Source organism: Sulfurimonas sp., assembly GCF_028713515.1.
In the GTDB taxonomy this organism is placed as follows: domain Bacteria; phylum Campylobacterota; class Campylobacteria; order Campylobacterales; family Sulfurimonadaceae; genus Sulfurimonas.
In genome coordinates this window covers 64,965-80,794 of sequence record NZ_JAQTOD010000005.1, presented here as the reverse complement: position 1 = coordinate 80,794, position 15,830 = coordinate 64,965, and the positions used below count along the sequence as shown (strand labels likewise).

The following is a 15,830-nucleotide window of genomic DNA, read 5'->3' as shown; positions in this document are numbered from 1 at the left end:
TTTACAAGGTTGTATTTATGAAGAGCAGAGTTATATCTATTCAAGTCGGCAAAGCAAAAGCCTATGGCGATAAACAGAGTGGTGAATTCTTAGAAAAATATTGGGAAAGTGCTTCATTTAAGGAAGTAGTTAATTCAAAAGTTTTTGTTGGTAGGTATGGTATAGATGGTGATGAAGTGGCAGATAAAACCCATCACGGTGGGTTAGAAAAAGCGGTTTTTGCAAACAGCCATGAAAATTACAAGGAGTGGGCTGAGTTCTTAGATGTCAATGAGTTACCATTTGGTGCGCTAGCTGAAAATCTTACTATTTCAGGACTGCATGAAAGCAGTGTGTTCTTGGGCGATATACATAAAATTGGCTCAACTATTATGCAAGTATCTCAAGTGAGAAAACCATGCTATAAAATTGCCAAAAGATGGAACAACAAAAAATTCACAAATGAAATTTACATAACTGGACATACTGGATGGTACTATAGAGTGCTTAAAGAGGGGGAGATAGTTGCCGGTGATGAAGTAGTAGTACAAAAGAGTGATGAGAGCAGAGTCTCAATTCTTGACGCAAATATGGCATTTGCAAATCCTATAAAACATAGGGATATCTTAGATGAAATTCTTACAATCTACTCAATCGCTCCAAACTATAGGGCAAGTATTGAAAAAAGAATCTCGGGAGAGCTTGGACTTGAATACATGAGAGTAGATTAAACATCTCTCTCAACTGCATTGCTGAATATATTAAAACGGTTACTAACGGCTAAGTAAAATAAATATTTGTTTTATTTAAAAAAACTTACACTATAATATCAAGATAATTTATATCACAAAATAATTACTTAGGCTACTTATGACAAAACATTCTGTTATTATTGTTGAAGATGACGAGGTTACAGCCCTAAACTTAAAACTGTCGTTGCAAAAATACAATTATGAGATTGTAGCCATTTGCGATAATTCTGCTGATGCCAAAGATAGTGTCAACCTGCACAATCCTAGTATCATTCTTATAGATATCTCTCTTCAAGAGAGCAACGATGGAATAGCTCTTGCAAAATTTATAAGAAATAATCACCCTATACCCTTTATATACCTAACTTCACATAGTGACAATGAGATTATTTCAGAGGCCGTTCAAACTGAGCCGTATGGCTATATTGTAAAACCTTTTGATCCAGCATCACTTCACGCAACCATCCAAACCGCTATTTTTAAATTTGATATGGAAAATCAAAGATATGATGAGTTAGCTGGATCAAAAATTGATGACAAAAGCTTAGAAAAAATGTTATATCTAAAAAAAGAACCAAACAAGCCAATTGTCTGTTTTGGGGATGGATACACTATTGACATCATAAAAAGTGAAGTGTTTTACAATGATGAAAAACTAAAACTTACAAAAAAAGAGAGTGCAATTTTAAGGCTACTTGTCGCCAAGCTTGGACATATAATCAGCTTCAGTCAGGCTCTTGATTATGTGTGGAAAGAAAATACAGCAACAGAAAACAGCATAAGAACACTTGTTTGGAGGCTTAGAAATAAGCTTCCGAGTGATATTATAAAAAATGCTTCTGGGATAGGTTATTTTATAGAGGATGATAAAACTAAATAATTTTTATCATCTCGATTCTCTCTTTTATATTCTCAAATGTCATATCATAATCAAAAAAATCGCTCTCTTGTTTTGCCATATCTTCCATTCTAGATGCATCTTTTTGGACTGACTCTATTCTAAAATTTGCACTTGAGCCTTTAATACTATGAGAAATCATGGCAATTTTTTTATAATCCCTATCTCTTATTGCGGCGCTTAGTTCTGGGAGTTGCTTTAACATTTTTTTTATAAAAAGTTCTATCAATAAGATAAGCTCATCTTTATCAAGTGTCAACTCTTTTGACAAACAAACAATATCCAATCCTAACACTTTTTCGTTTGAGGGTAATGATAAAAAACTCTCAGTAGCAACCGCTAAACCCTCCAGATAAGTATAAAAAACTCTCTCTAGTTCTTTTATAACTATTGGTTTTCCTAAAAACGAGTCAAATCCACTTTTTAATCCTCTCTCTTTTGCACCCTTTATAACATTTGCAGTAAGTGCTGAAACTGGGGTATGTCTTAATTTGTGCTGTGATTCATAAGCCAAAATATGCGCTATTGCTTCATTTCCATCCATAATCGGCATCTGTTCATCCATGAGTATGAGATCATATTTATTTGTTTTATAGAGTTCAACCGCTTCTGCTCCATTGTTTGCTAAGTCATAGGTAAGTCCGTACTTGGTCAATAAAATTTTTATAAGTTCCTGATTTGCTTCATTATCCTCTGCAACCAAGACATGTCCTGAAAACTTTTTGTTATTTTTTTTAGACCGCTCACACAGTAGTGCCTCTGGATGCAAAAGCTCATCAAATGAGTTTTTTATCTTTGAGCAATATAATGGAAAAATTAGAGAGGAGATATTTGGATATTTTTTATATTTTTCGCTTGGCTTACTCGTTATGGATATATATTTTTTATTTGGATCAAGAATTTTATTTTCTAATTTTTCGTCAAAACTCTCTTCTAAAAAAATTGCTACATCAAAATCTATATCAAGAGTATCGCTAAGCTCAATATTTATATTAAATAGTTCGGAGTATTTTAAAAATGAACCTGCTTTATAGTTCATCTGTCCATCTTTGAGATAAAATATAATTCTTAGCTCTTTAACTTCGTCTAAGTCACTAAATACTTGACACTCGCTGTTATATATCTCTACTGGTATCTCAATCCAGAATATACTTCCAACTCCAAGACTAGACTTTACAAAGATGTCTCCACCCATATGCTTCGATAATTGATTGCAGATTGAAAGACCAAGTCCAGTTCCGCCAAACTTTCCAACTCCGTTATAATTTACCTGCATAAACGGTGAAAATATGCTTTTTATATCATCTTGTGATATACCAATGCCATTATCACTTACGCTGACTTTAAGGATTTTGTTATTACAAGTTGCATTAACATGAATATGTCCATCACTTTTTACAAATTTAATTGCATTACTTAAAAAATTAGATAATATCTGTTTTAGTCTAAGCGAATCCGCATATAGCTCTTTTGGTATTGATGGGTCTATAAATGAGGTTAATGTTATATCTTTTGCATTAGCAGAGGCAACAAAAAGCTCTAGAGTATGGCTAATATCACTATGAATGGAAAAAATTCTAGGCTCAACAGTAAATTCACCACTTCTTATCTTTGAAAAATCTAAAATATCATTGATAATACTAAGTAAGTTCTCTCCACTATTTAAGATAATCTCCAAATATTTTCTCTGCTGTTTAGATACATCCTCCCCTATCAGAAGATCTACAAAACCTAAAATAGCATTTAGTGGGGTTCTTATCTCATGTGACATATTGGATAAAAAATACTCTTTTGCCTGAGAGGCCATTTGTGCTTCAACTCTTGCATCTATAAGCTTTGTCACATCTGTTGCGATTGACATATACTCTATCACATCGTCATAAGGATCAGTTATTTTTACTATCGTTACATCAATATAAAAATATTCACCGTTCTTTTTTAGATTTTTAAGGGTTCCTCTAAAGACGCCACTATTTACCAACTGAAACCACAAATCATCAAAATACTCTTGTGGCATATCGTCATGCTTAACAATGCCATGCTTACTGCCTATAAGTTCCTCGGCACTATATCCACTTAATTTTATATACTTTTCATTTACATATGTAATAATTCCATCTCTATCTGTCTTTGAAACGATAGTACTCTCGTCAAGCGCTCTTTGATACTCAAGAAGAAGTTTTACATGTCTATCTATCTCTTTCTCTTTTTGAAAAATAGTATCTGTGTAAAACTTCAATACTCCTTGAAAGTTTTTATCAAAAAGATACGATATCTCATCAAATATTTCTTTAGAATTTATTTTTGTATCATATGTAAAGTCTATCATCGAGCGTCTAAAGTGACTACATATCTCAAACAGCTCATCTGCCCTAATCTCTTTATCTTTGAGATAAGCCATTAGCTCTTGCATTACAGGGCAGTCACCTATTTTTACCTTGTTTGCAATTATGTCAATGAAGTAATCAAATACACCGTTTGCATAATTATCTAGAAAATATTTTGTTTCTATATTGTGAAGTTTTAGTATCTTTTTTGGAGAGTCATACGAGAACCATTGAGAGAGTATTTTGTCTTTTGAAGATGTAAAGATAGCTTCTGCTTTTACCAAATAAGGAACTCTACTTCTCATCTATCCTGCTTTTAGCTTAGAATAAAGTAGGATATGAGCGTTATTATAGAGAGCTTTATAAGAAGAATTACTGCTGTTCCGATTATGTTTCCGATTTGACAACTTGTACAAGATGTAAATCGCTTCCCTTCGTATTGTGCATAAAAGAAGTAGACTATGCTTAAGCTAACTGCCAGGAAAGAAGCATAAAGTTGATAGCTCCAGAAATTTTCAGTCGTTTCTTTACTTAAAAAAAGCGAAGAAACAAGCAAGATAACCATAGCAATCAGCACTATATTTATAGCTTTGATAATATAGTCTCTTTTAAAGGTTGTAGGACAAACTTCAGAAATTGCAATATTTGCTCCAAATTTTAATTTTCTCTCAAAAAGTTTTTTCTCTTTTTTTGATAGTTTATTTATAAAGCTTGAGCCATGCGTGTAATCAATCTTTCTTTGAAGTAAAATAGCAAATGCGCCATCTGCTTTAAGAGAGTGTTGATTACCATCCCTATCTTGATAGACAACACTGATTGTTTCATACCTTGTTATTTCTGCGGTTAAATCTGGAAAATATGCTGTTTTTTCAACAGTCGTAACCCTACCGCTGTTGCTTATCAATCTTGGATTGATAAGCTCTAAAAATTCACCATTTTCTTGCTTTACAACAACAATATTAAAGTAGCTACCAATCTGAAATGCACTAAGTCCATCCAACGAATTTGCCTCAATAGTATCTTTCATATCTTGAATTAAGGAGAATATCTCTTCATTAAAAACTCTTACATCCGTACCATATGCTACACTTGGAGGAGTTGGATAAGTTATTATTTCTTTGATCATAATTTTCGCCTTAATTAAAAATATGGATGGGATTTAATTCACCCCAAAATGAGGTGAACTATATGCCGTAGGGCATCTTTGTAGATTAGTGACTTTTTCTTACTACAACTATCATCTTGATGTTAATTGCAAGAAATCTTAAAAACTGCCAAATAACGCAAGTTCTCATTTTTACCGCGAATGGCCCAGGTGTCATTGTAGTAAAATTGTTTCCATACGCTTTAATGTTGTGCTCTGGTTTCTTTTCCATGATGTTTCCTTTATGTTTTTTTTATTATTAAAAACTAAAACGAACAGGTTCGTTTTAGTGGGAGAAACCCCTCGTCCTTCCCAATCCCCTAAAGCTACGAAAAACTAGTTTTTCGAGAATCAGAGAATGCCTTACACTTTTTTATAATCACTCCCTAAAACGAACTTATTCTGGAATTAATGTCCAGCCTGGCTTAAGCTTAGCTTTCCAGATAAATAGATGATGAAGAATATGCTTAATCCAGTGACCAGCAAGACCGATTTCACCAAAAGTATAATCTAAGTCACGACCAGTTCCTGGATATTTTTCAAAATCTGGAACAACAGGATATATTGTCATCGCAGCAGCAGTACCAGTGAAAAGACCTTTACCTGCAGATGCAACACAAGCAGCACCCATGTGAGCCATTGAAGCTTCATGAAGTGGTGCATCTGCACCATGTAAGATTCTATCGCAAACGCTTTGCGCAACAACTTTACCCATAATTCCCGATGGCATACCAGTTCTTGGAGGAGTTGGAGTAATCGGAGTTCCGTTTGGTGAACTCATTGGTTTAGAGATTGGATGTGGTGGTGCAAATGCAATTCCACAAGCAAACATATTTTTGTAAGTTGGATTTTGGTATGTTTTTGGCCAGTCAGATGCTTTCCAATTCTCATAACTGCCAGCATTATAGTTTGCATCAACTTTCATAAATCCGTTTGGAGCAAAAACTGTTGTAGTTATATCTTCACCAGTCTTACTGATTGCTTTTAAGCCAACACCAGCAAAAGGAGGGATAAGCATTGCAAAGTCAAAACTCTCTTCGCCCATAGTGCCATCAAGAAGCTCGTAGTGTGCTTTACCAGCTTCTACTTTATTAACATGAGCGCCGATTACCCAATCAATATTTCTCTCCGTATAAAGGGACTCAGCGAATATTTTTGAACTAACAGCAAATCCCATAGTGTTCATATGTAGTCCACCAACACCGAAGTCGCCTAAAAATGACTCGTTTGAAATCCACTTTAAGTCAGCCATATTACGAACACCAGCTTTATTTAACTCATGTTCAATATTGAAAATATACTCGAATGCAGCACCTTGACAAGTACACATACCGTGACCCGTACCAACTAAAAACTTTTGTCTCTCGCCTTTTCTCATCTTCTCTATACATTTTTGAAGTTCATGAGATGCGTGGACAGCATGATCTGCAGTACAAACCGAAACAGTAAATTCACCCAAGCCATTAGCATCACCAAGACCTGGAGTTGCAGCAAAGTTAAGCTTTGGTCCAGTTGCATTAATCAAGTAATCATACTCGATATTCTCAATTTTGCCTACTTTACCAGCTTCTGTAGACTCAACAACAACATAAGGCTTATCGCTTGTCTCATTGCCTTCTGGATGAATACCGAGCGCTTTTGCTTGATGATATATAATCCCAGCTTTTGCATAAACAGGAGCTAAATCAAATGTAACTTCCTCTTTACTCATCTCACCAACACCAACCCAAATATTCGATGGAATCCAATTCCATTTCGCATTTGGTGTTACTACCACAACTTCATGAGCTGAACCTAACCATTTTGCCGCAAAAGTAGCAGCAGTGTGACCTGACACACCACCACCAAGAACAACTAATCTTGCCATATCTATTCCTTTTCTGAAAAGTTAAAAACTTTGTGATAATAATATCTTAAAACTTATAAAATTTTTATAACTTCATAATTTATTTTTTAATATTTTACTAGTTAACTCATATACATTTTTTGAAATTGATTCAGCAGAAAGAATCCTTTCCAACTCTTCTCTCATCAAAGTCCTATTTAGTGGGCTTAGCTTCTCATATATTTTAAATGCGCCCAGAAGCCCAGAAGCTATTTGTGGATTTATTTTATCAATATCAATAATTTTATCTGCTACAAATTTATAGCCACTTGCATCTTTTGCATGAAAATGTATGTAGTTTTTGCTGAATGAACCTATAAGTGAACGAACTAGATTTGGTACAAGCACATCATATGCCTCATCTTCTTGAAGTTTTATCACTCTACTTAATGTGCCATTTCTAAGTGAAGATGCAAAAATTGAGAAGTATTTGTTCATAACCAACGAATCGTTTTTATATTTATGATGAAAATCCGCAAGTGCAATTTTTGCCAATCCTGGTGCACTGTTTTCTAAAACATTAAGTGCCGTAACTCTGTCCGTCATAGTGACTGAAGAGTCGTACTGCTCTTTTGCAAGGATAGCTATTTCATCATTTTTTAACATGGACAATAAGTTTAAGACGCGATTTTTTATAGCTCTTTGCCCAATATTTTTCGCATCAATCACTTTTGATTCTGGTTTATGGTTTTCGCTGTAAATTTCTAAAAGCTTATCTTTAAAAGTAGTTGCTAAATATTTTTGCAACTTCTCTTTAGCTTTATGTATAACATCAAAATCTATCTCATTTTGTCTTTGCATAATTTCGGAAGTGCTTGGAAGCTCTAGCAGTAGGGCTTTATACGATAAATCTAAACCAGATTCTAAAATATGTCCGAAAGATTTTACAAACTCTTCATCTATCTCTTCACCACTCATAATACGCTCTATTGTCTGGATACCAAAAGATTGCGCGGATTCATACTTTACAAAACTATTTTTATCATGCTTCATCAAAAATGAGTAGTGATTCTCCTCTTGCTTGACTATAATTGGTGCTGAAAAATCACGGTTTATCGATAAAATCGGTTTTGCTTTAACGCTAAAAACAAACTCCTCTTTATCTTTTGAAACTATCACTGTTTTTTCTTGAATCTCTTTGCCGTTCTCATCCAAAAGAGCGATTTTTAATGGAAAGAGATATGGTTTTTGCTCGCTTCCATCAACTGCATTCGGAACTCTCTGTGTTAAAGCTACCCTAAACTCCCCACCTTCAAAACTCTCTTGCACAAGAAGTGTTGGTGTGCCTGATTGATGATACCATCTTTTAAACTGGCTCAGATCAATCTCGCCGGCACTGCTCATTGCCCATAAGAAATCATCTGTCCTAACCGCTTGACCATCAAATGTTTCAAAGTACAAATCCATACCTTTTCTGTATCTCTCTTCCCCCAAAAGAGTGTGAATCATACGAATTACCTCAGCGCCTTTCTCATAAACGGTTGCGGTGTAGAAGTTATTTATCGCCATATATGAATCTGGTTGAATTGGATGAGCCGTAGGCGAGCCATCCTCAACAAACTGTCTCTCTCTAAGGGATTTTACTTCATCAAGGCGCACAACCTCTTTTGAGTTCAAATCTGCCGAGAAACATTGGTCTCGAAATACAGTTAAACCCTCTTTTAAAGTGAGCTGAAACCAGTCCCTACATGTTATTCTATTCCCAGTCCAGTTGTGAAAATACTCATGAGCAATAACGCTTTGTATGCCCATAAAATCAGTATCTGTGGCACTATCTTCATCTGCTAAAACATAGCTAGAGTTAAATATATTTAGCCCTTTATTTTCCATAGCACCCATGTTGAAACTATCAACCGCAACTATGTTATAGAGACTCAAATCATACTCTCTGCCATAAACTCTCTCATCCCACTCCATCGCCTCTTTGAGGGATTTCATAGCATGTTTGCACTTGGATTCGTTTCCTTTGTCAGTGTAGATATTTAGTCTTACCAACTTGCCACTCTTTGTTACAAACTTATCTTTTGTAACTCCCAAATCCCCAGCCACTAATGCAAAAAGATACGATGGCTTTGGATGTGGGTCAAACCAAGTTACCCCATGCCTTCCATCATTAAGTCTAAAATTTGTCTCTGTATTTCCATTACTAAGCAGTAGTGGATACTTTTCTCTATCAGCCACAACGGTCGTCTTAAACACAGCCATTACATCTGGGCGGTCAATGTATGGAGTAATCCTTCTAAAGCCCTCTGGTTCATTTTGTGTACAAAAAATATCTCCAGATTTATATAGTCCCTCAAGCTCGCTGTTTAGGTGTGGATATATTTTATTTAAAATAATAAGTTTGAATTTTTTTGGAATATTTAAAATTATGAGTTTATCTTTGGCGATTATATAGTTCTGGCTTTGTAGTTTCACATCATCGAGATAGATATCAACCAAATCAAGCTCTAAGCTATCCAAAACCAAATCATGGCAACTATCGTCCTCTTTCGTTATGCTCATCATATTTGTAACCAAAGTATGATCTTCAAACAGCTCAAAAACTAAGTCACAATTGCTAATTTTAAACTCTGGCGTTTTATAATCTTTCAAATATATTGTTTCAATTTTATTCATATTTTTTCTCTACTTTTTAGCAATAATACCACAGCGAGACTAAGATTGTAACTATTTATATAAGTAAAACTATCTAAAACTACTCTTTTATCTTTTCAAAATAAGCCAACAGAGCCGTATATTCCAAAGGCTTACTATGCCAGTATCCTTGTATGTTATAACACCCCAAACTATTTAGAGCATCAACTTGTTCGCGTGTTTCAGCTCCTTCGGCAATAGTGTCAATATTGAATGATTTTGCAAGAGTAACAATCGCCTGTATGATTGCTCGATCATGTGGATCATCAATGATATCATCAACAAACGACTTATCTATTTTCAATGTTGAAACCGGAAATTTTTTAAGATATGACATTGATGAGTAGCCTGTTCCAAAATCATCAATTGAAAAACTTACTCCATAATTGCATAAATCAGTCATCTTTTCAATCGAAGCAACTGGATTATTTACAAGTGCTCCTTCGGTAATCTCAAGCTCAAGTTGCTCAGGAGGGAAATTGGTTTTCTCTAAAGAATCCTTAACCATTGCGTTTAATCCCTCACTTTTGAACTGTACCGGAGAGAGGTTGACAGAAATTTTTGGTACAAACCCTACAACCAAAGAGAGTCTCATCATAGCTACAAGTGATTCTCTAAGTATCCATTCACCTAAAATAACAATAAGATCGGTCTCTTCAGCAATATGAATAAACTTCGCTGGATTCATAAAACCTAGCGTTTTACTTTGCCATCGAACCAATACCTCCAAACCTATAAATCTATTCTCTTTGGTGTCCCATTTCGGCTGATAAACGAGAAAAAGCTCACTATTTTCAATTGCCTTATGTAAACCACTCTCAATCTCTAAAATCTCTGATGCAAAATCACCATGTACCGGCTCAAAGAAAAGATGGGTATTTTTACCATTTATTTTTGCTCCATACATTGCCATGTCTGCTGATCTAATTAAGATTTCGGCATCTATGCCATCTTGAGGATAGATAGTCACTCCGATACTAGCGGTCACAAAAATATCATGTTCTTGGATAAAGAATGGTTTTCTAATAATTTGTTTAATCTTTTCAATATAATTTTCTATGATTTTTTTGGAGTCTGTCAGTGGGGTTATAATGGCGAACTCATCGCCACCAAGACGAGAAATAAAGAGTCCATTTTTACTCTCATGTATAAATCGCTCAGAGAGAGATTGAAGCAATATATCTCCAATCAGATGACCTAGTGCGTCATTGATCATTTTAAAACGGTCAATATCAAGAAAAATAAGACCAAATATCCTGCTTTCTACAGAAGCATTAAGGAGTTGTGCATCTAGTTTTTCGCGGAAATAGTTACGATTAGGAAGGTTTGTTAGCGCATCATATTGCATCAACTGCTTAATATGCTCCTCTGCCAATTTCCGATTTTCAATATCTTCAACTACTCCAATATAGTGAGTTATTTTACCACCAGGAGCAATAACTGGAGAGATTGTTTCATAGCACCAGTAGACAGAACCATCTTTCTTTCTATTTCTCAGCTCTCCTCTCCATGTCTGTCCATTGGAAATTTTAGACCACATATCATCATACAGCACAGATGGATTGAGATTTGATTTAATCTTATAGAGTGATTGCCCGACTAGCTCATCTCGCATATATCCACTGATTCTCTCAAACCCACCGTTAGTATACTGAATTATTCCATTTTGGTCTGCAACTAAAATACCATTGGCACTCTGTTCAAGTGCTTTATAAACAATACGCAAATGCTCCTGATTCTCCTTAATTTTCTGTTCGCGTTTATTAAGTTGGCGTCCTAGAAAAAAAATGCTTCCAATACCTATTAGCCATAAAATAGTGTGAGTAAATATAAGCTTGTTGATACTTTGCTGTTTGAGTGCTTCATATTTCTCCATAGAGATAGAAATGTCAGTAGCGCCACGCAATCCGCCGACTTTTATTCCCGTCCAGGCATGACACTTCAAGCACCCATCCTCCATGTACATTGGTTGCATAACGCGCAGATAATCTTTCCCCTCTATAGTCGTTATCTCTTTAAACTCTTTTTTTCCTCGCTTGAGCTCTTTAAGTGCTTTTGCCTCCCACGCATCAGGAGCATTTTCGGGATTCAAATAGAGCTCTGCAGTGATACGGGCTTTAACTCCATAGAGTTTAGAGTAATCATTCATGATTTCACGAAGCATAGTTGCGGGATTATAGAGAGTTAATGTTTTACCTGATGTTGTTTTAACATCACGCTCAGAAACATGTGCCAAAAAAACACTAGGCTGCGTCTGCTCATCTACAATAAGATAAGCACCCCCATGCCGTGTTCCCCACAGACGAAATGCAAGATCTTTGTTTAAGCTAGTGGTTGCTTCCATTTCAGCTAGTCGCTGAGTCTCTTTTTTGACATTACCAATATTCCAAAAAAGAGACAAGGCAATTAAGATTGAAAAAAACAGAATAAATGCTTTAGTATACTTTGAAATCAATGTTAAGGTCGTACTGCTTTTCATTAAAAAATCCTCAATATTACAGAAACGAGATAATTATACAATTATAGTAAGGTAAAAATAAAGATAGGCAAAATATTTAGAGATATCAAATCAGTATCTGCTTGATTGATAGCAAGCAACTTTCACATATATATGTTCAAAAGATTTTTATTAGTTTCTTTAAGGTTATTTATTTTAACATAACTATTATTATTTTTTATAGTAGAAATAACCACAATAGGTAATGTAGACGGTTCAATTTACAGACAGGAGTTTTCATGAATTTCACAATAAAAATTAGGTTAATTATTATCAATCTAACGGTATTTTTAGGAATTACAGTTGCTACAATTGTAGCAGTTAGTGGCTATACATCACTGCAAAAAGATCTTTTAGCACAATCATCATCAGCGATAGAATCGGTAAATATTGCTCGTTCAGCACAAGTAGCATTCAAAATACAAGTTCAAGAATGGAAAAATATTCTTCTTCGCGGCTATAATCCTGAAAAATTAAATAAATATCTAAGTGGATTTACAAGAGAAGAAGAAAAAGTACAAAAACTCATGCTCTCTCTTAAAAAAATTAGCTCTACGCCTGACCTGCAGCTACAGATTGATAGGTTTTTAGAGATACATAAAACAATGGGGCAGAAATATCGTGAAGGATTAGAGGCATATAAAAAAGCGACAATAGACAGCTACAAGGTGGGCGACAAGACCGTCAATGGAATCGACAGACAACCAACTGATGATCTTGATGCCATCGTAGGAAATGTTCAAAAAGAGTATGATCAAAAGCGCAAATCAATCAGCGATAATGGAGAAAAATTAACCACCTCTATTATTATATTTACCTTTATAATAATCACAGTAGTTATAGGATTAGTTACTATTATAGGACGAACAATTCTTAAGTCTATTCATAACATCTCTTCTATTTCAGATTTTTCTGATGCTATTCACCAAGGCAAAGGTGATCTTAGCCGAAGAATAACTATTATAGGTAATGATGAATTAAGCGAAGCCTCTCGCTCAATTAATCTATTTATTGAAACAACCGAGCAAATGGTCAACGAGGCTAAAAATACGGCCCTATCTAACGCCGATGTGTCAATACTTCTTCTGAAAACAACAAAGACAATCAGTGGGCAAATGGAAAAAGATAATACCACAGCACTCACTGCAACTAAAAGAGCTTCTGAGATAAGCTCCAGTATGCAAGAATCAGCAGAAGCTACAAAAGAGAGTCAAAAAACAGCAGAAGAAGCAAATAAAACACTCAAGCTCGCTCAGCTAGAGATTCAAGCAATGATTGGCTCTCTGCGAGAGAGTGCAATATTAGAAGAAGAGTTTTCAGCACGCTTGCGTCATCTCACACAAGAAACGCAACAAATTAAAGATGTCCTCTCTGTTATTGGCGATATAGCTGATCAAACCAATCTATTGGCGCTCAATGCTGCCATAGAAGCGGCTCGTGCTGGAGAACACGGAAGAGGGTTTGCCGTAGTTGCCGATGAAGTACGCAAACTCGCCGAACGAACACAGCATAGTTTAATAGAGAGCAATACAACCATAAGCACAATTGTTCAATCAATTAATGATGCAGCTGAAGAGATGGGAGCAAATGCAGAAAATATCAAAAAACTTAGTAATAATTCCCAAAAATTAGAGCAAACCATTCATGTCACAGTTGATATAATTAACCAGAGTTTTTCACTTATTCAATCACTTGCAAATAATGCCGACAAAGATAGCAAAGGTGCAGAAATGATTACTTCACAGATGAATGAAATAGTTGAAAATATTCAAACTACAACAAACAATATCCATGAGATTAGTATATCAGCCGAACATCTACAGCTTACAGCTGAAAAACTGAGTGAGACTCTAAAACGGTTTAATGCTTAGTGTTTTTTTTACTAAAAAACAGAAATCAGAGAAGTGTTACAACAAAAAATTTGTTCAAAACAGTAGTGATTAGCACTGAGTAACTTTTGATTAAAATTGCATTATTTCATCTCCTTAGTAACTGTCAGATATAAAGTTCTTCATAAGAGAGCTAAAGATACAATTCGTATTATGAAAAAAATAGAAAATAGATTTTTTACTAGCCTAAATAAAAAGCAAAAAAAGCTTAGGCTTAAATTTCTTATATCTCTATTTGTTATGTTTGCGTTTTTTATAAGCCACAACTATATCCACAATCCATACCATGCCTCGCACGATAGCAGTTGTAGCGTTTATGTTTTAGAAGAGTTCTTTTTTGCTGGTGATCTTGAAATAGCGCCACCAGTAATTCTGCTTTTTATCCCATTTTTTCAGATTTTCTTTATAGCAAAAAAATATAACTTTAAACGGTTAACTTATGCAAACATCCGTGCTCCTCCTCTCCAATAATAAACACTAATTTTCTAAATCATCAATAAAAAAATTATATATTATTGGAAAAACTATGATTAAAAAATCATTGCTCTCGCTTGTATGTGCAACTGCCCTGTTTGCGCAAAACAATGAAGTCGAGCAGCTTAAAAAAGATATGGCACAGTTACAACAACAGCTATCAAACATGCAAAAACGCATTCAAACATTAGAGGCAACTAAGCCTGTAGTCGAAGAAAAAGAGGAGACGCTTGAGAGCATGGCACAAGAGACGCATAGCGTACCGGTTGCTACTCTACTTCCAGATATCTCTTTAATCTTAAATGGTGGATACACATCCAGAAACAAAAGTAACACACAGTATGCAAAAAAGACTTCAATCCCTGGATTTGTAGATGAAGGGGATATGGAGATTCAAAACAATGCAAAAGATGGATTTAACTTTAACTACGCGGAAGTTGCTATGGGCGCCACTGTTGATCCGTACTTTAATGCAAGTGCTATTTTTCATATCCACGGAGATGGAACGCTAGAGGTTGAAGAGGCTTACTTTGTTACTCGCGCTCTGGATTATGGACTTAGAGTTAAAGCCGGTAAATTTAAAAGTGCATTCGGTAGAGCAAACGAGAAGCATCATCATGCGTGGAATTTTGAAGATCAAGAGCTGATTAACAACACTCTTTTTGGTCTTGATGGTTTAGGTGGCGAGGGAGCACAACTTCAATGGGTTGCACCAACACCATTTTATCTTATGGCAGGGTTTGAACTCTTTAATGGTAATCCAAATCAAGGATTTAGTGCAAAAGAGTCAGCTTCAACTGCGGTTGGATATCTGAAAACTAGCACGAGCATAAAAGATTTGACACTTCTAGCAGGGGTTAGTTATGCGAATGGAAAATCAGAGATTCAAAATCTCGATGGACTTGGAGATCCTATCCCAGATAGCTTCACAAACTTTGGACAAACAAATATTTATGGTGCAGATTTTACTTTAGAGTACCCACTTGGCAACCAAAGTTCTCTGATTTGGCAAAATGAGTGGATACAAAGAGATATGGATGTTGCTATAACAACTAAAAAACAAGCAGGATATTACAGCGAGCTACTCTATAAAATTAATGGAAATTGGGCAACTGGTATTCGATACGATGATATAACCAAAAATCACGCCGAGCTTTCCGCTGATAGTGTAAATAACCTTCATCGTTCAAGCATAAAACTGGACTACAAACCGTTTGAATTCTCAAGATTTCGCCTGCAATATAACAAAGATGACTCTAAATTTATTGACGGTGAAGCAAAAACAATAAACGAAATAATACTTAACTACACGCTAGAGCTAGGTGCTCACGGCGCTCACTCTTTTTAA

11 protein-coding genes are annotated in these 15,830 nt (G+C 35.2%); 5 read left to right on the top strand and 6 right to left on the bottom strand.

What is annotated here, in order from left to right; translation table 11 throughout:
- Positions 1 to 17 precede the first annotated feature (17 nt).
- Positions 18 to 710, top strand: coding sequence for an MOSC domain-containing protein (locus tag PHV22_RS10065; protein ID WP_295023305.1), 693 nt, complete (start codon positions 18 to 20; stop codon positions 708 to 710).
- 139 nt (positions 711 to 849) lie between these two features.
- Positions 850 to 1,611 (top strand): response regulator, encoded by a 762-nt coding sequence (locus PHV22_RS10060; RefSeq protein WP_299947472.1) that lies wholly within the window; start codon positions 850 to 852, stop codon positions 1,609 to 1,611.
- On the opposite strand, the gene PHV22_RS10055 is transcribed toward PHV22_RS10060, so the two are convergent.
- From PHV22_RS10055 to PHV22_RS10030, 6 genes are all read right to left on the bottom strand, one after another.
- Positions 1,604 to 4,261: an ATP-binding protein gene (locus PHV22_RS10055; RefSeq protein ID WP_295023309.1), complete on the bottom strand. Its 2,658-nt coding sequence runs from the start codon at positions 4,259 to 4,261 to the stop codon at positions 1,604 to 1,606. The genes PHV22_RS10060 and PHV22_RS10055 overlap by 8 nt on opposite strands.
- 11 nt (positions 4,262 to 4,272) lie before the next feature.
- The gene (locus PHV22_RS10050) at positions 4,273 to 5,082 is read right to left on the bottom strand and encodes a peptide deformylase (RefSeq protein ID WP_295023311.1); all 810 of its coding nucleotides are present in this window, start codon (positions 5,080 to 5,082) and stop codon (positions 4,273 to 4,275) included.
- Positions 5,083 to 5,167: 85 nt separating this feature from the next.
- A complete protein-coding gene (locus PHV22_RS10045) occupies positions 5,168 to 5,332 on the bottom strand; it encodes a hypothetical protein (RefSeq protein ID WP_295023313.1) in 165 nt (54 codons plus the stop codon).
- Between the two features lie 165 nt (positions 5,333 to 5,497).
- On the bottom strand, positions 5,498 to 6,967 hold the full coding sequence (locus tag PHV22_RS10040) for an FAD-dependent oxidoreductase (RefSeq protein WP_299947463.1): 1,470 nt from the start codon (positions 6,965 to 6,967) through the stop codon (positions 5,498 to 5,500).
- 72 nt (positions 6,968 to 7,039) lie between these two features.
- Complete coding sequence (gene pepN / locus PHV22_RS10035; protein WP_295023315.1) at positions 7,040 to 9,604, bottom strand: aminopeptidase N; 2,565 nt, start codon at positions 9,602 to 9,604, stop codon at positions 7,040 to 7,042.
- A 79-nt stretch (positions 9,605 to 9,683) separates the two neighbouring features.
- A complete protein-coding gene (locus tag PHV22_RS10030; protein ID WP_299947459.1) occupies positions 9,684 to 12,101 on the bottom strand; it encodes an EAL domain-containing protein in 2,418 nt (805 codons plus the stop codon).
- A 257-nt stretch (positions 12,102 to 12,358) separates the two neighbouring features.
- Between PHV22_RS10030 and PHV22_RS10025 the strand changes: the two genes are divergently transcribed.
- The 3 genes from PHV22_RS10025 to PHV22_RS10015 all read left to right on the top strand — a co-directional run bounded on the left by PHV22_RS10025 (position 12,359) and on the right by PHV22_RS10015 (position 15,830).
- Positions 12,359 to 13,990 carry a methyl-accepting chemotaxis protein gene (locus tag PHV22_RS10025; RefSeq protein WP_295023319.1) on the top strand — a complete coding sequence of 544 codons (1,632 nt, stop codon included), beginning with the start codon at positions 12,359 to 12,361 and terminating at the stop codon, positions 13,988 to 13,990.
- Between the two features lie 171 nt (positions 13,991 to 14,161).
- A complete protein-coding gene (locus PHV22_RS10020) occupies positions 14,162 to 14,479 on the top strand; it encodes a hypothetical protein (protein WP_299947455.1) in 318 nt (105 codons plus the stop codon).
- A 55-nt stretch (positions 14,480 to 14,534) separates the two neighbouring features.
- Complete coding sequence (locus PHV22_RS10015; protein ID WP_295023323.1) at positions 14,535 to 15,830, top strand: hypothetical protein; 1,296 nt, start codon at positions 14,535 to 14,537, stop codon at positions 15,828 to 15,830.